This window comes from Ruegeria lacuscaerulensis (assembly GCF_013031245.1).
GTDB lineage: Bacteria > Pseudomonadota > Alphaproteobacteria > Rhodobacterales > Rhodobacteraceae > Ruegeria > Ruegeria lacuscaerulensis_C.
This window is the reverse complement of record NZ_WPZL01000014.1, coordinates 21,767-43,549: the sequence shown is the minus strand read 5'-3', so window position 1 is coordinate 43,549 and position 21,783 is coordinate 21,767. Positions and strand designations below refer to the sequence as shown.

The following is a 21,783-nucleotide window of genomic DNA, read 5'->3' as shown; positions in this document are numbered from 1 at the left end:
ACTACAAAAAGATGAAATACTTGGGGGGATGAGGTGATGATTGTGTTGGAGAAACGGCCTCAGCCGTCCAAGGCGTGGTCCTATGCGACCCCCCTGGTGGCGGTGCTGGCGACGATGGTGTTTGGCGGCATTCTTTTTGCCATTCTCGGCAAAAACCCGATCGAGGCCATTGGCACAATCTTTTGGGAGCCTCTGTTTGGTGAGTTCTCGTTCTTCTACCGGCCGCAATTGCTGGTGAAAGGCGCACCGCTGGTGCTGATCGCCATTGGCCTTTCATTGGGCTTTCGGGCGGGCATCTGGAATATCGGCGCCGAAGGGCAATACATCATGGGCGCCATCTTTGGCGCTGGCGCGGGTCTGGCATTTTATCCGCTGGACGCATTCTATGTCTTTCCGATCATGGTGATTGCAGGAGCGTTTGGCGGCTGGCTTTGGGCAATGATCCCTGCCTTTCTGAAGGTGCGTTTTGGCACCAACGAAATCCTCGTCTCACTGATGCTGGTCTACGTGGCCGAGCAGATGCTGGCCTCAGTTTCACTGGGTTTGCTGAAAAACCCTGAAGGATTTGGCTTTCCCGGCTCACGTAACCTGCAGGCTTATGAAAGCGCCCATAATGCCGAGCTGATCGCCGGATCTGGGATGCACTGGGGGGTCGTGACCGCCCTGATCGCAGTGATCTTTTCCTATATCCTGCTGAACCGTCACATGCTTGGCTTCCACATCCGGCTTACCGGCGAAGCGCCCCGAGCGGCGAAATTCGCGGGTGTGAACCCGGCCCGTCTGATCCTGTTCTGTCTGGGCCTGTCCGGGGCATTGGCCGGGCTGGCGGGGATGTTCGAGGTCTCGGGTCCTTCGGGCGTGGTCAGCATCGACTTTAACGTGGGTTATGGGTTCACCGCGATCATCGTGGCCTTTCTGGGGCGCCTGCACCCGGTGGGCATTCTGCTGGCCGGTGGCCTGATGGCGCTGACTTATATCGGCGGCGAGATCGCGCAGAGCAGTTTGGGTCTGCCCGGCGCCGCCATTCAGGTGTTCCAGGGAATGCTGCTGTTCTTCCTGCTGGCATTCGATCTTTTGACAAACTACCGCATCCGTGCGGCCCGTAGCGAGGTGGCGTGACCCATGGATCTTGGCGAAATCAATCCCGTACTTTTAGTAGCCTCACTGATGGTGGCTGCAACCCCTCTGCTGCTGGCCGCGATCGGAGAACTGGTCGTGGAAAAAGCCGGCGTTCTGAACCTCGGTGTCGAGGGCATGATGATCGTGGGCGCGATCAGTGGCTTTGCCATCTCGGTCGAGACCGGCTCGCCCTGGCTGGGCTTTGTCGCGGCGGCCATCGGTGGTGCGGTCTTGTCCTTGCTGTTCGTGCTGCTGACACAAGTGGCGCTGGCCAATCAGGTGGCCAGCGGCCTTGCCTTGACGCTGTTCGGTCTGGGATTCAGCGCCCTGATGGGACAGGGCTATGTGGGTGTAAAACCCCCTGACATGGCGGAAATACACATCCCGCTGATCAGCGATATTCCTGTGATCGGACCGATCCTGTTTCAGCACGACCCGATCCTCTACGTGGGTATTGCGCTGACTGCGGCGGTCTGGGCGACATTGAAATACACCCGCGTCGGACTGATCCTGCGCGCGGTGGGCGAAAACCACGATGCGGCACATGCTCTGGGCTACAAGGTCATCAAGATCCGTATCATGGCGATCCTGTTCGGGGGGGCATGTGCCGGTCTAGGCGGCGCCTATATCAGCCTGATCCGCGTCCCCCAATGGACCGAGGGCATGACGGCCGGCGTCGGCTGGATCGCTCTGGCACTGGTGGTCTTCGCCAGCTGGAAGCCATGGCGTGCATTGCTGGGGGCTTATTTGTTCGGTGGAATCACCGTGTTGCAGCTTAATTTGCAGGCGGCGGGCGTTGCCATTCCAGTCGAGTATCTGGCAATGTCACCCTATATCATCACGATCCTTGTGCTTGTGATCCTTTCGGCCGACAAGAGCAGCGCACCTGCCTCACTGGGCCGGATCTTCCACGCCTCTCACTAGAGGCCAACTTTACCAACTTGGGGAGTAACCACATGAAATTCACATCACTTTTGGCAAGCGCCGCCATGGCGCTGGGTCTGGCGACAGGCGCCGTGGCCGAAGACAAAACCAAGGTCGGTTTCGTCTATGTCGGTCCCGTGGGCGACGGCGGCTGGACCTATGAACACAACAAGGGCCGCCTGGCTGTTGAAGAGCACTTTGGCGACAAAGTCGAAACCGTATTCGTTGAATCGGTGCCCGAAGGTCCCGATGCCGAGCGTGTGATGACTCAGATGGCGCTGGAAGGTGCTGACCTGATCTTCACCACTTCGTTCGGCTACATGGATCCGACCATCAACGTGGCCAAGAAGTTCCCGAACGTGAAGTTTGAACACGCCACTGGGTATAAGACCGCGCCGAACGTTTCGGTCTACTCGGCCCGCTTTTACGAAGGCCGCGCCGTTCAGGGTCACATTGCTGGCAAGATGACTGAATCGAATACCGTCGGCTACATCGGTTCCTACCCGATCCCTGAAGTGATCCGGGGCATCAACTCGGCTTACATCCACGCCAAAAAGGTCAACCCGGATATCGAGTTCAAGATCGTCTGGGCCTACACTTGGTTCGACCCGGCTAAAGAAGCGGACGCCGCCAGCGTCCTGATCGAACAGGGTGCAGACGTGATCCTGCAACACACCGACTCGACCGCGCCGCAGGCGGCCGCGCAAGAGGCGGGCAACGTGATCACCTTTGGTCAGGCTTCTGACATGAGCGAATACGCTCCGATGCCGCGCGTCAGCTCGATCATCGACAATTGGGCGCCCTACTACATCGCGCGCACCCAGGCCGTCATGGATGGTTCGTGGGAGACCGTGAACACCTGGGACGGCATCAAGGAAGGTATGGTCGAGATCGGTGAGATCACGGACGCAGTTCCGGCCGACGTGAAGGAAGAGGCGCTGGCACTGAAAGCGTCCATGGCCGATGGCAGCTATCACCCCTTCACCGGCCCGCTGAAAAAGCAGGACGGCAGCGACTGGCTGGGCGAGGGTGAGACCGCTGATGACGGTACCCTGGCGGGCATGAACTTCTACGTCGAAGGGCTGGAAGGCGAAATTCCGCAGTAAACTGCAGAACAGAACGAATTGAAGGGCTGGCCAATTGGCCGGCCCTTTTTTCTTCCTCGGGAGGTATGCTCAGTACTCAGATAAACGCATGGAGCCTTGACGAACAAAGGCATACCGGACCTGATAGTCCCAAGGGTATTTCTCTCACAGAGCGGAACGAAAAAACCGATGCAGACCAAGGCACAAGATCGAAGCCGCTGGTGGATACTTGGCGCAATGGGGGCTATCCTTGGCGTCATTCTTCTGGACGAAACGGTCGTCAGCGTCGCGCTCCCCACGATCCGGGCCGAGCTTCATTTGTCCCGACTGGATGCGCATTGGGTCGTGAACATCTACCTGCTTGTGCTGGCTTGCTTTGCAGGCGCCGCCGGTCGTCTGGGGGATATACTGGGCATACGTGTGTTGCTGGGCACAGGTTTGGTGATCTTTGGCCTTGCTTCAGCACTTGGCGGATTCGCAGATAGCGGGTTTTCTCTGCTCACCGCACGGGCCGTTCAGGGCTTGGGTGCGGCGTTGATCTTTCCTCTGTCGCTTGTGGTTTTGATCCAATCATTTGACGAAAAGGAACGCGGCCTTGCCTTGGGTCTTTATGGCGGGATCGGGACCATATTCCTGTCGATGGGACCTCTGGTTGGGGGTCTGCTGACCGAATACCTTTCGTGGCGCTGGATATTCTGGGTCAATCCTCCGATCGTGCTGATTGTGGCCGCAATCGCGTGGAAGTACTGGAGCGATCCACCGCACCAGCCTGAGCACGGGTTTGACTGGAAGGGTCTTGTGATGCTGGTCCCCGGACTGGCCGCTGTTGTCTTTGGCATCATGGAGGGCCCGGATCGCGGCTGGACACAGCCCGAAGTTCTGGTTGCACTGGTGACAGGGCTGATCTTTCTGGTTCTCTTTGTACGGGTTGAGCGCAATCGAACAGCACCTCTGATCGCGATTTCCCTGTTTACCAATCCCAGTTTTGCCGCGTCGAATATGATCCTGTTTACCGCTCAGTTTGGGAAGATTGCGCTGTTCGTATTCGGCGCGTCCTGCTTTCAGTCCCAGCTTGGCTATTCGCCCCTTGCGGCCGGCGTTGCGTTGTTGCCGATTGCCATTCCGCAGATTTTTATCGCGCCCATGGCCGGAAAGATCGCGGATCGCTTCGGAACTCGCCAGCCATCGTTGACCGGCACCGCGCTGGGTACGGTCGCCGTCGTCGTGGTTGCGCTTGGTATGCACCTGGAAACCGCCGCAGTGATTTACGCGGGCTTCTTCCTGTGGGGATGCTGCGTACCTTTCCTCTTCGTCCCCCCAAGGCGCGCAATCATGTTTTCCGTTCCACAGGATTTGCACGGTCAGGCGAGCGGCATATCCATGACGTTTCAGCTTTTGGGCGGCACAGTTGGAATGGCATTAGGCAGTTCGGTTTATGCCATCACCGGTTCATTCCCGATGGTATTTTGCTTTGTTGCGGCTTTCGCGGCTTGCGTTCTGGCTTTTTCCTACGTCTCTCTTGAAAGAAAAAAGACACCCGCCCCCACATCCACGTAACATCGGGACGCAGGGGCGGGCTGAGGTCAATTGGGCATGGTCCGGATCAGTGACCGCTCAGAACAAGCGTATTCACCGGCATCAGGATCAGGCGCAGGCGCAGCCCTGCCGCATGCACCACGCCGATTGTATCGACGACGTGCAAAAACGCGGCCTGCCAAAAACCCAGATCTTCATGCTCCAGTCTCTCATGATTGTCGGTGTAGACATTGGCAAGGCAGTTACTGCCAGGTGGAATGTCGTCCGTCATGCCTTTGTAAAGAGGCTCCATATAAACCAGAATTGATCCGGGGTTGGTGTTGGTCTGTACGTCACGCAGTTCATCCGTAGGTCGGATCTGACCCGAGGGAATCACGTCCTGAACCTCGACCACAACCATCGGGATAACAGTGAACGGCTTTGTCATACACCCCAGTTCTCCGATCATGCCGGGTTTGATGACTTGGGCGGATAACTGATTGAATGCCGCCTGAAACCGGTTATGCCCCGAGGATGAAGGCACCAGAATACCAGCCGGACGAAGCAGAGGGCTGACGTAGTCACCGACCTGCAGGCCGAACTGTTCGACCCGACCGGTTACGCCTGCGCTGATCACGGTCTTCTCAAGCTCGGTCAACGCCGCATCCAGTTGCGCGTTTGCACTGGCCAACTGGGCGGGGATCAGCTCTTCGATCTGTTGTATGACAGCGGCGCGTTGCGACTGCGCGGCATTCAGTTGGGCTTCACGCTCGGCCACCAGGTTTTCCAACCGGTCTATCTCGGCCAGTCGCACCGCACTCGAGCCTTCGTCGCGCAGGGTGGTATTGCGTTCCAGATCCTCAAGGGACTGGTCCAAAGCAGCACGGGCACCGGCGATACCTGCCTCTGCCTCAGCCAGATCGGTTTCCGCCACTTTCAGTGAGGCCTGAACCTGCGCGATTTCCGCATGCGCCGCCTCGACCATGGCGGTTTGCGTGAAATCCTCGATCCGGAAGATCGGTTGACCCGCGACAACCTGCTGGTTGTTGGCGACGTAGACCTCGGACACCCGGCCACCCAGTTGCGGCAGGATCGTCACGGTGCGGAAATACGAGGCTGCAGTCTTGCTGGATGGATGGAAATAAAACAGCGTCGTGATCACGGTCAACGCCAGAATGGCGCAGGTGGTCAAACCCCAGCGCAGCTCGTACCACATAGTGAACAGCGTGATCTCATGCCCGATCCGTTTACCCTGCACAAATCGGCGGAAAAGATAATCCGGCAGCACCGTCACCAGCGCGCACATCAATGTCTCAAGCATGTCTTACGGCTCCTGCTGCGCGGTGGGTTCGGTGGGCGGAGCCGAGGCGGTTTCCTCGGGGCGTTGCGGGCCCAAAGATCGGATGGCATCCGCTATGGCCCGCAAAGGCGCGGCGACATCGGGGAACTGGAACCCGGCCACAAGAATGGCGGCAACCCAGAACAACCCGTTATGGGTAAACAACGCCAACAAGGCCAGAATGCCTACAAGCTGGAACTGAGGGTGGTTGGATTCATGCGCGATTTTCTCGGGAATCGAATGAAGGGTGAAGTATCCCACTCCGATCAGAACGATCACCAGAACGGTAAAAACAAACATGAACGTCAAAAGAAAATCACTGCCGTCCGCCTGGGTCACGTAGGACGGAATATGCCCCGTGGCCATCGGGTGTAGATCTGCGGTACTCACCCTGCCCTCCTGTTTCTGCGTTACACTTGTTTGGATGGGTTGATGCACAAATTCAAGCCTGCTTAAAGTTCCCGATACGGTTCGGGCGCGCGTAGGAGGCGTTTTCGCCACGGAATTACTCGAAGATCAGAGTGCAAAACCTAAAAGGAGAAAAATGATTGATTTCCTGATCATAGGCGGCGGCATTGCTGGCCTCAGCGCCGGAGCACGGCTGTCGCGCCATGGAAAGGTGACTGTGCTTGAGGCTGAGGATGCCATCGGCTATCACGCATCGGGGCGCTCGGCTGCCTTGTTCGAAGAAAGCTATGGCCCTTCGTCTGTCGTGGCGCTGAACAAGGCCAGCGCCAGTTTCCTGCGCGATGAAAACGGCGGCTACCTGACCCCGCGCGGCTTGATGTTGGTCGGCAGAAAAGATCAGGGCAGGATCTTCGACCAGGATTCCTCCGACCTGAACATGCAGGTCATTGCGACGGAAGACGCTTTGGCTCGTGTACCGATCCTGAACCCTGACACAGTTGGCTATGCAGCCGTCAGCGACTCTGCATTTGACATCGACACGGACAGGTTGCTGCAGGATTTCGCACGCAATATTCGAGGCAATGGTGGCGATGTTCTGATCCGAAAAAAGGTCACCGAAATTCGCAAAGATGGGCAATGGATCGTCGTGGCGGGCCAGACGTTTGAGGCTCGCAATCTGGTCAACGCCGCCGGAGCATGGGTGGATGAAATTGCTGTTCTCGCCGGGATCGCCCCGATCGGGATAACCCCTAAACGCAGATCAATGGCGCGTATTCCTGCACCGGGCGGGCATGACGTCAGAGGATGGCCCATGATGCTTGGGGTAGGAGAAAGCTGGTATGCCAAGCCCGATGCGGGCAAACTGCTGGTCTCTCCGTCCGAGGCTGATCCGGTTGCGCCGCAAGACGCTTATGCCGACGATATGGTGCTGGCCGAGGGGCTGGCCCGATACGAAGAGATGGTCACGGAACCGGTCACGCGGGTCGAGGCGACGTGGGCGGGACTGCGCAGTTTCGCACCGGATGGAACACTGGTGCTGGGTCCTGATCCGTCAGACCCTTCCTTTATCTGGTCGGCGGGTCAGGGCGGTTACGGGTTTCAGACCGCGCCGGCCGCGTCACAATTGGTTGCAGATCTGGCCACCGGTACCCCATCTCAGCTGGATACCGGGATCATTGCGGCCCTCAGCCCGGAAAGGCTCCGCCGATGAGCAAAAGAACCCTTCCATCGAATGCCAGCGTTGCAACCGAAGGACAAAGTGGTCGTCTGGTTGCCCCTGCGGCGACCCGCAATTCGGATGCGTTATGTGACCTTCTGGTTCAATTCGCGCCATCGACCGGTCGGGCGTTGGAGATTGCCAGCGGCACGGGTCAGCATGTCTGTGCATTTGCCCGGCATCTGCCTGACCTGAACTGGCAACCGACTGAAATCGATCCCGAACGGCGCAATAGCATCAACGCTTATGCCGCAGAATTGCCAACGGTGGCAGCGGCCGCCGATCTGAATGCAACAGCGCGGGGATGGCACAAGGATTTCGCAGATCAGAACCTGATTGTATTGATCAATCTTGTGCATCTGATCAGTTGGGCAGAAACTAGGACGCTGATCTCAGAGGTCGCACAAGCATTGGGTTCTAACGGACGCTTTGTTCTCTACGGACCGTTCAAACGGTCAGGACAACTGATAAGTGACGGAGACCGACGATTTCATGACGCGCTGGTCCAGCAAGACGCTGAAATCGGGTACAAAAACGATGATGACGTTACGGGCTTGTTGACGACCCACAACCTGAGCATCGTCGAAATTGTCGAGATGCCTGCGAACAATCTGGCCTTTGTCGCGGAAAAATCCGACATCTGATCGAGATCAAAGTCGCGGCCAAAGTTCCACCACATATTCCGTTTGAGGAATATTTATTGGGACAGTGATATGAACTGGCAGGAAAAGATCAAGGACACTCGCAACGGGCTGCGCAATCTGAACGGCGCGCTACCAGACGCAACCCGCGCCTTCGGGGCACTTGGCGCAGCGGTTAAGCAAGGCGGAACGCTCGACTATAAAACCAAGGAGTTTATAGCACTGGGCATGTCAATCGCCGTTCGGTGCGAGCCATGCATCACGCTACATACCGAAGCTTTGGTCAAAGCTACCGCCTCGCGGGACGAGGTTTCAGACGTACTGGCCATGGCCATTCAAATGGGCGGCGGGCCTTCGATGATGTACGCCGCAAAAGCGCTGGAGTGCTTTGACGAACTAAACGCTCAATAAGACCCACGCGTTTTCGGCTTTCCCAAGGCGGCGACATCAGATGCCGCCTTTTTTGTGCGCGCTGGCCGTTCATGGTGGTGGTCCAACGGGACAACCGATCGCTAGGCCGTATCCCCGGCCCCGCATTCAGCGAAAGCTCTAAACGACAATCCTTGGCGCATCGTCAGCAAACCGATTGAAATCAAAAGCCAAGCCTTGGACAGGCCACGTATCGTGACTTTTTCGGTCTTTTTTGCTAGGGTAACTGAAGGAGTGTAGCCGCGATGAAAGCCATACCAGCTATACTGATTGCCCTGCTGCCCACGCAATCATTGGCCCAGGAAGACCCGATCAGGGGCCGTTTTCTCTGCGAAGTTCTCAGCAACCGATTTGTCCCCTCTGACAATGATCGCACGGTTTCAGACGTTGGGCATCCTATGGGGCATTTGCCCGGCTCAACGTTCATCGTTGATTACACGCTGGAACCTGAAAGCGGCCTGACAATATTTCTGGGAGAACCAAACAGAACGAATGTCCTGATCGAAGAACCCTTTCCGACGAGCAGTTTTAAAGGGATATCCAAGATCACCAACAAGGCTGAATACCGCTCGACCTTCAGCGAATTTTCACTGGGCAAGTATTCGGTGAACTACAAAGGCAATGATCAGTTAAGTATCAAAAGTTATTGTGGCGCTGAATGGTCAGGTTTTTATGTGCAAACTTACGCCAGCGGGCTTTACACTCAGGTCGTCTCGCTAACGTGCCGCCCGTTTGTGGACGCCACAGCTGAGCTGCTCGACCGGTTAAAACTGCACAACTAGCTATTTGCCGATAAGTCACGACCTAGGCTGAGCGATGAAAAATCAAAGATGGAACGCCTTTCGGTGCGTCGGTCGTGAGCGACGCACTTTCAACTGTCCCTAATGAAAAGGCCCCGGACTTCTCCGAGGCCTATGTTTGGTCAGCCGTCCTTGCGGATGGTTTCGTTTTTCGGGTCGTAGGGGCTATCGCAGGTCACCACTGCATCCCACAGTTTGTCCTGGATCTTGACCTTCAGCTTGGTGCCTTCAACCGCCAGCTCGGGCTTCACATAGCCCATACCGATGGATTTCTCGAAGGCCACCGAATACCCGCCCGACGTCAGACGGCCCACGCGCTCACCTTCCGGCGTGTACAGCGCCTCGCGGCCCCACGGATCGGCATCGTCCGGCCCGTCGATCAGCAGGGTGCAGCATTTCACCCGCACGCCGGTTTCTTCCAGCTTGGCCTTGCCGTAAAAGTCCTTGGACAGGTCGACAAAGCGCGGCAGATCGGCTTCCAGTGGGGTCGCATCGCGGCCCAGTTCGGTACCGAAGGCGCGATAGGATTTCTCCTGACGCAGCCAGTTTTGTGCACGGGCACCGACCAGCTTCATACCGTGCTTCTCACCGGCTTTTTCCAGCAGGTCGAACAGGTAGTTCTGCATCTCGATCGGGTGGTGCAGTTCCCAACCCAGCTCACCGGTATAGGCCACGCGGATCGCGTTGACCGGGCACATGCCCAGTTCGATCTGACGGGCCGACAGCCACGGGAAGCGCTTGTTGGACAGCGCGGTTTCCGGATCGGCGTCCTTGATGATTTCTTTCAGAACATCACGCGACTTGGGTCCGGCGATGGCGAAGACGCCCCACTGAGTGGTCACGTCCTGGATCTCGATATAGCCGAACTCCTCCATCTTGTCCTCAGCCGCCTTGCGCAGGTAGTCGGCGTCGTACTCGGTCCAGGCACCGGCAGAGACGATGTAGTAGTTGTTCTCGCCGTTGCGAACGATGGTGTATTCGGTGCGAGTGGTTCCATGCGACGTCAGCGCGTAGGTCAGGTTGATACGACCGACCTTGGGCAGTTTGTTGCAGGTGAACCAGTCCAGGAATTGGGTCGCACCGGGGCCCTTGACGACGTGCTTGGTGAAGGCCGACGCGTCGATCAGGCCAACGCCTTCGCGGATCGCCTTGGCTTCTTCGACGGCATACTGCCACCACCCACCACGGCGGAATGAACGGCTTTCCTTGTCGAAGTTGTCTGACGCATCCAGCGGGCCAAAGTAGTTGGGACGTTCCCAACCGTTCACCCAGCCGAACTGTGCACCGCGTGCCTTCTGGCGGTCATAGGCTGGAACAGTCCGCAATGGACGGCAGGCTTCACGCTCTTCGTCGGGGTGGTGCAGGATGTAGACGTGCTCGTAGCATTCCTCGTTCTTGCGCGCCGCGAACTCGGTGGTCATCCAGTTCGACGAATAGCGCTTGGGGTCAAGCGAGGCCATGTCGATCTCAGCTTCGCCATCGACCATCATCTGCGCCAGATAATAACCGGTACCGCCTGCGGCGGTGATGCCGAACGAGAAACCTTCGGCCAGCCACATGTTGCGCAAGCCGGGTGCCGGACCGACCAGCGGGTTGCCGTCGGGCGTATAGCAGATCGGGCCGTTGAAATCGTCCTTGAGCCCCGACTCGGCACAGGACGGTACACGCTCGGTCATTGCCATGTACTGCTCGGCGATCCGGTCCAGATCGAGTGGGAACAGGTCCGCGCGGAAACTGTCGGGAACGCCATATTCAAAGCGCGCCGGTGCGCCGTGCTCATAAATTCCCAGAATCCAGCCGCCGCGTTCCTCGCGCGCGTAGGACTCCGAGTCGGCGTCACGAACCACTGGATGTTCGGCGTTGCCCGCTTCGCGCCATTCGACCAGCGCAGGGTCTTTATCCATGACGATAAAGGTGTGCTCGACCGGGATCGCCGGCATCTTGATGCCCAGCATCTTTGCGGTGCGCTGCGCGTGGTTGCCCGACGCGGTCACCACATGCTCGGCGGTGATCACTACCTGTTCGTCCGAGGGGACGAGGTTGCCGCCCTGCTCGACCATTTTGGTGCAGGTGACTTCCCAGTGGGTGCCGTTCCAGTGGAAGGCGTCGGCCTGCATTTTACGCACGATGTCCACACCGCGCTGACGGGCGCCCTTGGCCATGGCCTGCGTCACGTCGGCAGGGTTAATGTAGCCGTCTTCGGTGTGGTAGATCGCACCCTTCAGATCGGAAGTTTCAATCAGCGGCCAGCGTTCCTTGATCTGCTCCGGGGTCAGCCATTCGTAAGCGACATCGCAGGTCTCAGCTGTGGACGCATAGAGCATGTATTCGTCCATGCGTTCCTGCGTCTGTGCCATACGCAGGTTGCCGACGACGGCGAAACCGGCGTTCAGACCGGTCTCTTCCTCAAGCTGCTTGTAAAAGTCGACCGAGTATTTGTGGATGTGGGTCGTCGCATAGGACATGTTGAACAGCGGCAGCAGACCAGCCGCGTGCCAGGTCGAGCCCGATGTCAGCTCGTCCCGTTCGATCAGCATCACATCGTCCCAGCCCGCTTTGGCCAGGTGATAGGCAATCGAGGTCCCGATGGCGCCACCGCCAACGACCAGTGCTTTGACTTGGGTTTTCATAACCGGGCGTCTCCCCTTGAATTAAGCTGCCACCATATGGCGCATTTGAAGCCCCCGGCGCGACATTCATCCGACCAGTGATATAAAAAAAACGACCCGCACATGGTGCGGGCCGTCGTTTTTACCGGTCTGCGGGTCAGTTGTTGCCCACCAAACACCGCTTACTACTGCCCAGCGCGGCACAGGATGCCCCCCCTACGCCGCCCTTGCGGACCGTGACAGCGGTCGCGGTAGAGGTGGCGCTCTTTGGGCCTGCCACGTCTGCGTCGGCCTTAGCCTTAAACGCTTTGTTCATCAGGTTTCTGAAAAACCCTCCGGTATCGCCTGCGCCGTCGTCTTCAGGTCCGGTCTCACTCATCGCAGATTTGAGCAGCAGATCCTGCGTACGAATATACGTCAGTTGCGACAATTCCTGATTTTCAAAAACTTCGCCATTGGTGATGTCCACCACGCCCTCGGTGTTGAAGCCCGAGCTTGTCAAAGTGTTGACCATAACCGACGCGACATCCAGATTCTTGAGTTTTTCCTGGGTCACCTTTTGCTGCGCGACTTTCATCGTTTCATAAAGATCATGCATCTCGTCGGCAATTTTGGGCTGTTGTTCCAAAGGTACATCTATACCCTGACCGACGATCAGGGCAGGCAGAGGCAACAGCGCGTTCAACCCTTCGTAATCGACCAGCCCCAAAAACTCCCGAATTGTCGCGTCGCTGGCATTTGCGTTAAGGCGAATGACCACTTCCTGATCAAAACCAATGCGACCGGTGAACGCGCGATATTCGGGCTTATCATTGCCATCGAGCAGGTTTCCGGTCGTTTCCAGGAATGCAACCCCGTCGACTATGGCATAGCCCTTTTGAATCATCGTCCCGTTCATGAACGCTTCCTGGGCGCCCAGAGCCAATCCTGCCATGGTATTGCGGACCGACTTAGGTTTCAGCGAGATATCGAGCCAAACGATCTCTTGATCTTTGGAATATACCATTCCGGTCTCATCCAGTTTGCGGATCACACCCTCTTTCCCGGACCGATTGAGATTGGCCAATTCCATCGGATCGGCGATGGAACTAATCAGCGGAGCAGGCTGGAATTTGGCAAGAACCGCGGAAACGGCTTCGTTGTCGGTGTCGGTCAGGGCGTGACGTTTCCACCCGGGGGGTGGTTCAGGCAGGTATTGTTTCGCACCCGCTTTCCAGAGTTTCTGACGCTCTCGCTCAGCCTGTTGCGCGTCGCGTTCTTTTTCATACAGGGCAAAGCGGTCGTTAATGGTTTCAACATATCCGTTGAGTGAAAGCGACCCCTCGGCCTTTTTGTCCTGCTGGTAGTAGTCCAGGCCCGCCACAACCAAAGCCACAATCAAAGCAAAGCCAATGAACCTTATAGCGTCCATCTGAAATCCCAAATTCTATCGCTGCCCATTTTTTCGGTTGGATAGCAAAGAATTGGGGCGGACTTGTGACTGAAATGCAGAAACTCCGACGTTACTTCAGCGATCGGTCTTTGGAAGAATTTTCCCCGGATTCATTATGTTATTGGGATCCAGCGCCTTTTTAATTGCGTCCATATAGGTGACCGCCGGGCCAAGCTCTTTTACTAGATAGGGTCGTTTACCCTGCCCGATTCCATGCTCACCTGTACAAGTCCCTTCCATTGCAATTGCCAGGTCGTTCAGCCATCCGACAAACCCGTTGGCCTTGGACACTTCGTCTTCGTTTTCCATGTCGATCAGCAACAGGGTGTGGAAATTGCCGTCCCCGACATGCCCGACAATGGGTGCCAGCAGCCCCAGTTCCTCAGCTCTTTCCCGGGTCGCCCTGACGCATTCGGCCAGACGCGAGATCGGAACGCAGGCGTCGGTGGAAATCCCGCGCGCGCCGGGGCGCAGTTGCAGGCTGGCCCAGTACATATCGTGCCGGGCCTGCCAGAGTTTATTGCGTTCCTCCGTGGTCGAGGTCGCCGCGAAATCCGCGCCTCCGAATTCCTCGGCGATTTGGCCGAAGGTTTCCGCCTGCTCAATCGCGCCGGTTTCCGATCCGTGAAATTCCAACAGCAACAGAGGCGTTTCGGGCAGGCTCAATCCGGAATAGGCGTTGGCAGCCTTAACCGACACCTCATCCAGCAATTCGATCCGGGCGACAGGTACGCCGTACTGGATGGTCATCATCACCGCCTGACAGGCGGCATCGACCGTTGGAAAGGAACACCGTGCAGATGTGATCGCCTCTGGGATGCCCTGCAGGCGCAGGGTGAGTTCGGTGATGATGCCCAGCGTCCCTTCGGCCCCAATCAACAGGCGGGTTAGGTCATACCCGGCTGAGGTCTTCCTGGCCCGGTGGCCGGTACGGATGATCTGACCGTCCGGCATCACAGCTTCGAGACTGAGGATATTGTCCTTCATCGTGCCATAACGCACCGCATTTGTGCCCGATGCCCGCGTCGCGGCCATTCCGCCCAGCGAAGCATTCGCACCGGGGTCGATAGGGAAAAACAACCCCTGATCGCGCAGATGCGTGTTCAGGTCTTCGCGCGTCACGCCGGGCTGCACAACACAGTCCAGATCACTGGCGTGGACGGCCAGCACCTTGTTCATCTGGGTCAGGTCCACCGAGATGCCGCCAGCCGGGGCATTCACATGACCCTCCAGCGAGGTACCGGTACCAAAAGGAATGACTGGCACCCTGTGCTGGGAACAGGTCTTAACGATTTCGGACACTTCCTCGGTCGAATGGGGAAAGACTACCGCATCCGGGGATTGGTTTTCGATCCAGGTGGTCGTGTGCCCGTGCTGTTCGCGGATCGCCTGCCCGGTTTGCAGACGGTCCTCAAATTTCTGCTTCAGGATGCCGACAGCCATTTCAATCCCGGCTTCGTTTCGCGGTAGCTCGGCCACCTGCACCATGTGGTTTCTCCTTATTCTCCCAGCGCGATGCCTTCGCGCCGGGGATCGGCACCACCGACCAGTACGTCACCGATTTCAATCGCATGCAGCCCCGACGTCAGATCGCGCGGATTAACCTCGAACCCCTGTTCAATCAACGCATCCGACAAACCCTCGGCCGCCGTGCCCAGTTCAACATCATAAGTCCCAAAGCGATTGACCATATGAGGCAGGGACAGTGCCTGCTGCACATCCATATCCCAGTCCGCCCAGGCGATGATCGACTTGGCCACATAGCCAATGATGCGGCTGCCCCCGGGCGATCCGATCGCCAGCACAGGCGCGCCATCCTCCATCACAATCGTTGGACTCATCGACGAGCGCGGACGCTTGCCGGGCTCCAGCCGGTTGGCAATCGGCACACCGTCGCTGTGGGTTTTGAACGAGAAATCCGTCAGTTCATTGTTGAGCAGGAACCCGTTCGTCATCAGCCGCGACCCGAACCCGTTTTCAATCGTCGTAGTCATCGACAGGACGTTGCCATACTGGTCCACGATAGAAATATGCGAGGTCGAGGGCAGCTCAAGCGAGACATCATCCGCCCAGTTCGACGCGTGATCGAATTCCGGATTGCCCGGCGCAATCTCGGTCAACGCGCCCTCGCCACCCAGCAGTTCACCGCGCTTCGACAAATAATCCGGGTCCACCAAACCCTGGGTGGGCATGGGGACAAAATCATGGTCCGCCATATAGCGCCCTCGGTCGGCAAAAGCCAAACGCGACGCGTCGCCGATCAGACGCCAGACATGCGGGTCTTCGTGTTCCATTGCCGCCAGATCATACCCATCCAACATACCCAGAATCTGCCCGACAGTCAGCGCCCCGGACGAAGGTGGCCCCATGCCGCAGACTTCATAGCTGCGATAAGCGGCACAGACCGGTTCGCGCTCGATCACCTGATACAACGCAAGATCGATACCGGACAAAATCCCCGGATTTCCCGGAGCATTGCGAACCGTACTGACGATACCCGCCGCTATTTCTCCTCCGTAAAACCCGGCAGAGCCCTCATTCGCCAGAACCCGCAGCGTTTCGGCATAGGCCGGGTTCGTCAGGCGTTGCCCTTGCTGCAAAGGTTCTCCCCCGGGCAGGAAATACTCTGCGGTCACGGGAAAGCGTGACAGGCGCTCGGCATCTGCTTCGACAAGGCTGGCCAGACGCGGAGAAACAATAAACCCCTCATCCGCCAGCTTGATGCCATCCTGAAACAAGCTGGGCCACGGGCTGCGGCCCCAGCGACGATGCGCCTGCTCCAACAACGCAGGCGTGCCGGGCGTGCCGACAGACAACCCGCCTACCACGGCATCAAAGAACTTCAGCGGCTCACCATTCTCATCGTGGAAAAGCCTGTGGTTCGCCTCTAGCGGGGCGGTTTCACGCCCGTCCAGCGTTGTCAGTTTGCCCGTCGCTGCATCGTACCAGACCAGAAACGCCCCACCGCCAAGGCCCGAGGATTGTGGTTCGACCAGCCCGAGAACAACCTGCACCGCGACCATTGCATCGGCCGCAGAACCGCCAGCTCGCAATACCTTGGCCCCGGCCTCAACGGCCAGAGGATTCGCTGCCGCAACCATCCAGTTTTGGGACTCCACCGGAACACCGGCAAGTTTCGCCTCAAGTGACGCGATGACTTCCTCGGTCAGCCCCTGAACCTGCCCTTCGGACGCCCCTTCCGGGGCGACCGCATCGGCGGTCTCCTGCGCGAACCCAGACCCGGCAAAGGCCACTGCCGTGACAAACAATCCCGAAATCAGACTTCGTTTCATAGTATCCTCCTGAAAATCTGTTTTTAGTGTCGCCCCGGCAGCCGCGCAGAGTAAAAAACTCGTCACAACATGGATGGCACGACCTGATCCGGCGGCCGGTGACCGTCTTCGAACGTTTTGATATTAATAATGACTTTTTCGCCCATCTCGATCCGCCCTTCCAGCGTAGCCGATCCCATATGGGGCAGCAAAACAACATTCGGCAATTGCCGCAGGCGCGGGTTCACATCCGTCCCGTGCTCATAGACGTCCAACCCCGCCCCGGCGATTCCACCCGAGCGGATCTGGCGGGTCAGAGCGTTTTCGTCGATCACCTCACCCCGCGAGGTATTCACGACGACGGCTGTGGGTTTCATCAGTTTCAACCGCCGCGCGTTCATAAGATGGAAGGTCGACGGCGTGGAGGGGCAATGAATGGATATAACGTCCATCCGCGCCACCATCTGATCCAGGCTTTCCCAATAGGTCGCCTCAAGCTCCTGTTCGATCTCGGGGCGCAACCTACGGCGATTGTGGTAATGCACCTGCATCCCGAAAGCACTGGCGCGGCGTGCGACGGCCTGCCCGATCCGTCCCATACCCAGAATGCCAAGGCGGCGCCCGCCAATCCGGCCGCCCAGCAAAGCGGTCGGCGCCCAGCCGGTCCAGTCACCCTTTTGCATGACAGACAGGCCTTCGGGGATCCGACGGGTCACTGAAAGGATAAGGGCCATGGTCATGTCGGCGGTGTCGTCGGTCAGAACACCCGGGGTATTCGACACAAGGATGCCCCGCTGCCTGGCCGTGGCCACGTCGATATTGTCGACCCCGGCCCCGTAATTGGCAATCAAACGCAGTCTTTCACCCGCCTGCCCCAACAACCCGCCGTCGATCGTATCAGTTACGGTGGGCACAAGGACATCCGCACTCTGCACGGCGGCTACCAGCTCTTCCCGCGACAAGGGCGTATCTTCGTTGCGCAGCTGCACATCGAACAATTCGCTGAGCCGGGTTTCCACCGCCTCGGGCAACCGTCGCGTAACGACAACACTCAGACGTTCTCTTGGCACCTTCGCACTCCCATTGCTTTGCAAACCTTCGCGCGTCATGGCATCGTGGCGCAGGATAAGGCGGGGCACAAGAACCCCAGAGGCATTGAGTCGACCTTTTTTCGAAACCAGACAAACAGGCACGAGAGCAGGCAGTCAGTGAGTGGTATTCTACCGGTGAAACGCCGTTTTTTGGCGATGTCGTCCGTGTTTCTCATCGTACTCGGTGCGGTGACGGCCAACGCGCAGGACAAGCGTGGCCCAGTCACCAACCTGCCCTTGCCGCGATATGTTTCGATGAAAGCTGCCGAAGGGAACGTACGTCGTGGGCCATCTCTGACCCACCGAATCGACTGGGTGTTCAAACGGCGCGGGATGCCACTGCAGATCACAGCGGAATATGGCAACTGGCGCCGGGTCCAGGATCGTGACGGTGCCGGAGGCTGGGTCCACTACGCCTTGCTGTCCGGTGTGCGCACTGTACTGATCGAATCCGAATTGCTGCCGGCCTACACCAGCCCCGACACAAACTCGCCGATAAGCGCCAAATTCGAAGCCGGAGTCGTGGCACGGCTGGGCAGTTGTAGCGTGGACTGGTGTCACATTTCGGCTGGCGGGTATCGCGGCTGGGCCTTGAAATCCAGCCTTTGGGGCGTCGATCCCTCCGAGATCCGCGAGTAACCACGGCATTTGACACCACCTTTGTGGCTTAAGGCGTCCTTGCAATGAAATCTCAGATCGGTTTGACAAATTCTGAACAGACTTCCTCTTGCAGAAAACGGCCTGCATCCGGCAGCAGGACGTAAGATTGCCCGGATGCGGCAATCGCGGAAGTCCTGACGAGCTTAGCGAATGGCAACCAAAGCCGGGCCAACAGGCGAAAAGGCACCAGCATTTCCGCCCAACACACTGCACCGATCAGCCCCTCCCAGTCTCCGCAGAACGGACCAATATTGTGCCGCTTCGTCTCACGCATCTACCCGCTCACTCACAAGACATAGCGCTCATAACTAAAGCCACTGCGCACTTCCGACTTATCCGAGCGTCCGAGTCCGACCAAATTCGGGGCAAGCCGACGATGCACGACAGCCACAAATCCCTAGATCAAATAGCGGTATAGCTTGGACTTACCATGCATCATCGGCAATTGTGCGCCATCGCTGGGCTCTTCATCCATGTATTGACCGCTCTGAGCGCCACATGAATAGTGCAGTTCAGCATCTTAGTCTGAAAAACCTTGGAATCGATCATTCAGACGGAGCAAGGCTTTCACGTCTCAACTTTTTTGCCCCTTTAATTTAGGACCTGATTTCTCATAGCTGCTGTTCCTGCCCCATCGCCAAACAGTAACAGGGTATTTTTCGCAAGATTCATATTCGAACCCGCAATCAGGTTTCTTCCATAAAGAGATGCCACACGCACATACTTACGCGAAATTGGCTGTAAAAACGTTAAAGTGAAAACGTCGCAAACAGGCGCTCTCGCCGCCCGAAAAATATTTTGGAACCTTGTTCATTTTTTGTCGGAAAGGTCTTGAACCCTCCAAACAACAATCGTAGATAGCGCCTCACCGTTGGGGTGTAGCCAAGTGGTAAGGCAGCGGTTTTTGGTACCGTGTATCGTAGGTTCGAATCCTACCACCCCAGCCATGATTTCCCCTTAAATCACGCACTGAATATTTGGTCGCCTATTACCGCGTGTTTTCCGCAGGTTATCATCCGGCTATTCCAGCTGAGACCCGAGTTTATGCGCAACAATGGTTGATTTCGGGCCGCACTCTCCGTTCGCGATTCCGACGGTACGAGTTTGGTGGCTTTGGATGAGTCTGTAGATCAGAGTGCAGAGAACTGCTTGTGCTGATCTGACCAGATAGCCGGGAAGCCCGACTTGATCAGGTAGTCCGTTGACTGGCCATCAGGTTGTTCGCCCGCAGCGATGGCATCCAGAACATCAGGCGCCAGCATTGCCAGATCGATCAAATTCTGCACCCGGCGTTTGGACGTGCCCTCTTCTTCCGCGATTTCTGGAAACGTTCTGCCATCAATGATCATCGCCAACCACCGGCGCGCTTTGATGACATTGCGGACAAGTGTTTGATCGATCTCAGGCGGTGCATCGCCCAGGTGCAGTTTCAGCTCCACACCTCTGCGGCGCATCTGGAATGGCGCTTCGATCGTTAGTTCTTTGGCATCGACCTGATCCGCCCTGCACTCCATCGTTCGGGCGAGTGCCCGAGGATCCAGCTGCACGGCCAGGGACCCCTGTCTCAGATCTGCCCGCGCAATCAGGCCGAGGCATTTGCTGATGGACTGGCAATCTCTGAGATGCTCCGCTGCTGAAGCAATTTCGGCCGCCGACATATGCAGCGCCATTGATGTTACGGCGTTCGGTTGGCTCAGACATTGTCTGACCACTTCGGCCAGTACGTTTTCAAGCTGCTCTGCAGGCAACCGCCATGCATCTGGATGCTTCTGACTACTATCAGTCACCAGTCGCCCGGAGATTTAGTAACGCAAACGCTTCCCATTTTTGCGACTATGACTGGGTGTCAACCGATCTCCGGTCTCGTCAAAGAGTTTTCCGGCCAGCACGGACTGCTTTGCCTTCTGCTTTACTCCACGCTCCCTGGCCGCACCATCTGTAAGTAGCTGTTGCACGTGGCTCCAGACTTCCGGGTCGATAATGGCAGGGTGCTGCCCCTCAAAGACCTGCCCTTTATGTCGGATACGGCCGGCATAGATCGGATTGCTGAGCAAATGATGAATGTGTCCGCGGTCAAAAAACTTACCGCCTGTCACGCGTCCGCCCGGGCGTTGCCGGCGCCGGGACCGGAGCCCCAGTGCCTCCGCCCCCTCTCTGACATCAAGAATGGTTTGATGCTCCAGATAGAGTTCGTAGAGCGCTCTTATTGTTGCCGATTCCTCTTCGTCGATTTTGAGCGTCCGGCCGTCAGCCTGATACCCGAGCGGAACATTCCCGCCCATCCACAGGCCCTTGCGTTTAGAAGCTGCGATTTTGTCCCGGATACGTTCAGCCGTGACTTCCCGTTCGAACTGAGCGAAGCTGAGCAACACGTTAAGTGTCACCCTGTCAGGCTGCAATACCGTTCCGCGGCAACTGGGACACTTCTACTTTGCAGAGGGAGGGACATTTCTACTTGGTTGCAACATCAGCAAGCGGACCGACTGCCCGCTAGGTGCGGACCACGCAAATGGGACCTGCACTGTCAACAGTCTAAATGTCAGAACTCCAATTCAACTATCGGTGCTTCGCTCAAGTCACTTTGGAAAACGCAAACGACAATGGACCCCTTTCAGCCTGTTGCCCGGATGTGGATCGCTCCAACGCCGAAGGTGGTAATTTCCGATCACCCGGACTTCGTGGCGATACGGCCGCGCGGTTCGCCAATGACCGACAAGGCAACTGCCGCAACGTCGACCGCGGCCTCGCCACGCGTTCGCGCCGTCGCCGTCGAGGTCCGGACATCCGCCTGGGCTTCCCCTTCCGCGTGATGGTCACGCGCGACCTGATCCTTGAGCCCTTGGGAGAAGTAAGATGACGAAGCTGAAGCGTGGCCCAATCCATGACAACAAACCGGTCAAGATAACAGTGGAGCTTCCCGCCGACGTCCACCGCAACCTCTGTGACTACGCAACGGTCCTGAGCCACCAGACCGGGCAGGAGCTGGAGCCTGCTCGCCTCGTAGCCCCCATGCTTGCCGGCTTCACGTCAACCGACCGAGGGTTCGCCACAGCAAGAAAGTCTTTCTCGAAGACCGACCAGAAGAAACAACAGCAGCCGCCCTCTCTGAACAAGGATCAGGACTAGAGGTAAGTGAAATCTAAATAGCGGATCGCGTTGCACATCGATCGCACGTCTACACCACCTATCCACCTTAAATCGCAACTGCTTCGGTCCGATCCTACGGACGCGGCTGATCTCGTT

At 57.5% G+C, this 21,783-nt stretch carries 21 protein-coding genes and 1 tRNA gene; 12 read left to right on the top strand and 10 right to left on the bottom strand.

Annotated features, from left to right (window positions below; genetic code table 11):
- Nucleotides 1–36: 36 nt before the first annotated feature.
- From GOX66_RS15840 to GOX66_RS15825, 4 genes are all read left to right on the top strand, one after another.
- Nucleotides 37–1,119, top strand: a complete 1,083-nt coding sequence (locus tag GOX66_RS15840) for an ABC transporter permease (RefSeq protein WP_170763709.1) — start codon at nt 37–39, stop codon at nt 1,117–1,119.
- A gap of 3 nt (nt 1,120–1,122) precedes the next feature.
- Nucleotides 1,123–2,043 (top strand): ABC transporter permease, encoded by a 921-nt coding sequence (locus tag GOX66_RS15835; RefSeq protein ID WP_170763708.1) that lies wholly within the window; start codon nt 1,123–1,125, stop codon nt 2,041–2,043.
- 32 nt (nt 2,044–2,075) lie between these two features.
- On the top strand, nt 2,076–3,149 hold the full coding sequence (locus GOX66_RS15830; RefSeq protein WP_170763707.1) for a BMP family ABC transporter substrate-binding protein: 1,074 nt from the start codon (nt 2,076–2,078) through the stop codon (nt 3,147–3,149).
- Between the two features lie 168 nt (nt 3,150–3,317).
- Nucleotides 3,318–4,685 (top strand): MFS transporter, encoded by a 1,368-nt coding sequence (locus GOX66_RS15825; RefSeq protein WP_170763706.1) that lies wholly within the window; start codon nt 3,318–3,320, stop codon nt 4,683–4,685.
- A gap of 46 nt (nt 4,686–4,731) precedes the next feature.
- Here the strand turns inward: GOX66_RS15825 and GOX66_RS15820 are convergent, their stop codons facing one another.
- Both GOX66_RS15820 and GOX66_RS15815 read right to left on the bottom strand, forming a co-directional pair.
- Nucleotides 4,732–5,964, bottom strand: a complete 1,233-nt coding sequence (locus GOX66_RS15820; RefSeq protein WP_170763705.1) for an HlyD family secretion protein — start codon at nt 5,962–5,964, stop codon at nt 4,732–4,734.
- A gap of 3 nt (nt 5,965–5,967) precedes the next feature.
- On the bottom strand, nt 5,968–6,372 hold the full coding sequence (locus GOX66_RS15815; RefSeq protein ID WP_336509489.1) for a hypothetical protein: 405 nt from the start codon (nt 6,370–6,372) through the stop codon (nt 5,968–5,970).
- Between the two features lie 154 nt (nt 6,373–6,526).
- Here GOX66_RS15815 and GOX66_RS15810 point away from each other — a divergent pair, with 154 nt between their 5' ends.
- From GOX66_RS15810 to GOX66_RS15795, 4 genes are all read left to right on the top strand, one after another.
- Nucleotides 6,527–7,600, top strand: a complete 1,074-nt coding sequence (locus GOX66_RS15810) for an NAD(P)/FAD-dependent oxidoreductase (RefSeq protein ID WP_170763704.1) — start codon at nt 6,527–6,529, stop codon at nt 7,598–7,600.
- Nucleotides 7,597–8,250, top strand: a complete 654-nt coding sequence (locus GOX66_RS15805; protein ID WP_170763703.1) for a DUF938 domain-containing protein — start codon at nt 7,597–7,599, stop codon at nt 8,248–8,250. Before GOX66_RS15810 ends, GOX66_RS15805 begins: the two co-directional genes overlap by 4 nt.
- Nucleotides 8,251–8,319: 69 nt before the next feature.
- Nucleotides 8,320–8,658: a carboxymuconolactone decarboxylase family protein gene (locus tag GOX66_RS15800; protein WP_170763702.1), complete on the top strand. Its 339-nt coding sequence runs from the start codon at nt 8,320–8,322 to the stop codon at nt 8,656–8,658.
- A gap of 263 nt (nt 8,659–8,921) precedes the next feature.
- Complete coding sequence (locus tag GOX66_RS15795) at nt 8,922–9,458, top strand: hypothetical protein (RefSeq protein ID WP_170763701.1); 537 nt, start codon at nt 8,922–8,924, stop codon at nt 9,456–9,458.
- A gap of 140 nt (nt 9,459–9,598) precedes the next feature.
- Here the strand turns inward: GOX66_RS15795 and GOX66_RS15790 are convergent, their stop codons facing one another.
- The 5 genes from GOX66_RS15790 to GOX66_RS15770 all read right to left on the bottom strand — a co-directional run bounded on the left by GOX66_RS15790 (nt 9,599) and on the right by GOX66_RS15770 (nt 17,859).
- Nucleotides 9,599–12,106 carry a GcvT family protein gene (locus GOX66_RS15790; RefSeq protein WP_170763700.1) on the bottom strand — a complete coding sequence of 836 codons (2,508 nt, stop codon included), beginning with the start codon at nt 12,104–12,106 and terminating at the stop codon, nt 9,599–9,601.
- A gap of 136 nt (nt 12,107–12,242) precedes the next feature.
- Complete coding sequence (locus GOX66_RS15785; protein ID WP_170763699.1) at nt 12,243–13,496, bottom strand: hypothetical protein; 1,254 nt, start codon at nt 13,494–13,496, stop codon at nt 12,243–12,245.
- Between the two features lie 96 nt (nt 13,497–13,592).
- Nucleotides 13,593–15,005, bottom strand: coding sequence for an FAD-binding oxidoreductase (locus GOX66_RS15780; RefSeq protein ID WP_170763698.1), 1,413 nt, complete (start codon nt 15,003–15,005; stop codon nt 13,593–13,595).
- An 11-nt stretch (nt 15,006–15,016) separates the two neighbouring features.
- Complete coding sequence (gene ggt / locus GOX66_RS15775) at nt 15,017–16,810, bottom strand: gamma-glutamyltransferase (protein WP_170763697.1); 1,794 nt, start codon at nt 16,808–16,810, stop codon at nt 15,017–15,019.
- A gap of 62 nt (nt 16,811–16,872) precedes the next feature.
- Nucleotides 16,873–17,859, bottom strand: coding sequence for an NAD(P)-dependent oxidoreductase (locus GOX66_RS15770; RefSeq protein WP_170763696.1), 987 nt, complete (start codon nt 17,857–17,859; stop codon nt 16,873–16,875).
- A gap of 177 nt (nt 17,860–18,036) precedes the next feature.
- On the opposite strand from GOX66_RS15770, the gene GOX66_RS15765 reads away from it, so the two are divergent.
- A complete protein-coding gene (locus GOX66_RS15765; protein ID WP_170763761.1) occupies nt 18,037–18,519 on the top strand; it encodes an SH3 domain-containing protein in 483 nt (160 codons plus the stop codon).
- Nucleotides 18,520–18,571: 52 nt separating this feature from the next.
- On the opposite strand, the gene GOX66_RS15760 is transcribed toward GOX66_RS15765, so the two are convergent.
- On the bottom strand, nt 18,572–18,814 hold the full coding sequence (locus GOX66_RS15760; RefSeq protein WP_170763695.1) for a hypothetical protein: 243 nt from the start codon (nt 18,812–18,814) through the stop codon (nt 18,572–18,574).
- 598 nt (nt 18,815–19,412) lie between these two features.
- Here GOX66_RS15760 and GOX66_RS15755 point away from each other — a divergent pair.
- A tRNA-Gln gene (locus GOX66_RS15755) sits at nt 19,413–19,487 on the top strand.
- A gap of 183 nt (nt 19,488–19,670) precedes the next feature.
- On the opposite strand, the gene GOX66_RS15750 is transcribed toward GOX66_RS15755, so the two are convergent.
- Nucleotides 19,671–20,327, bottom strand: coding sequence for a hypothetical protein (locus GOX66_RS15750; protein ID WP_170763694.1), 657 nt, complete (start codon nt 20,325–20,327; stop codon nt 19,671–19,673).
- 15 nt (nt 20,328–20,342) lie between these two features.
- Nucleotides 20,343–20,939, bottom strand: coding sequence for a recombinase family protein (locus GOX66_RS15745; protein ID WP_170763693.1), 597 nt, complete (start codon nt 20,937–20,939; stop codon nt 20,343–20,345).
- 137 nt (nt 20,940–21,076) lie between these two features.
- Here GOX66_RS15745 and GOX66_RS15740 point away from each other — a divergent pair, with 137 nt between their 5' ends.
- Entirely contained in the window at nt 21,077–21,397 is a 321-nt protein-coding gene (locus GOX66_RS15740; RefSeq protein ID WP_170763692.1) for a hypothetical protein, read from the top strand.
- Nucleotides 21,394–21,666: a DUF2274 domain-containing protein gene (locus GOX66_RS15735; RefSeq protein ID WP_170763691.1), complete on the top strand. Its 273-nt coding sequence runs from the start codon at nt 21,394–21,396 to the stop codon at nt 21,664–21,666. The genes GOX66_RS15740 and GOX66_RS15735 overlap by 4 nt, the downstream gene beginning before the upstream one ends.
- Nucleotides 21,667–21,783 lie beyond the last annotated feature (117 nt).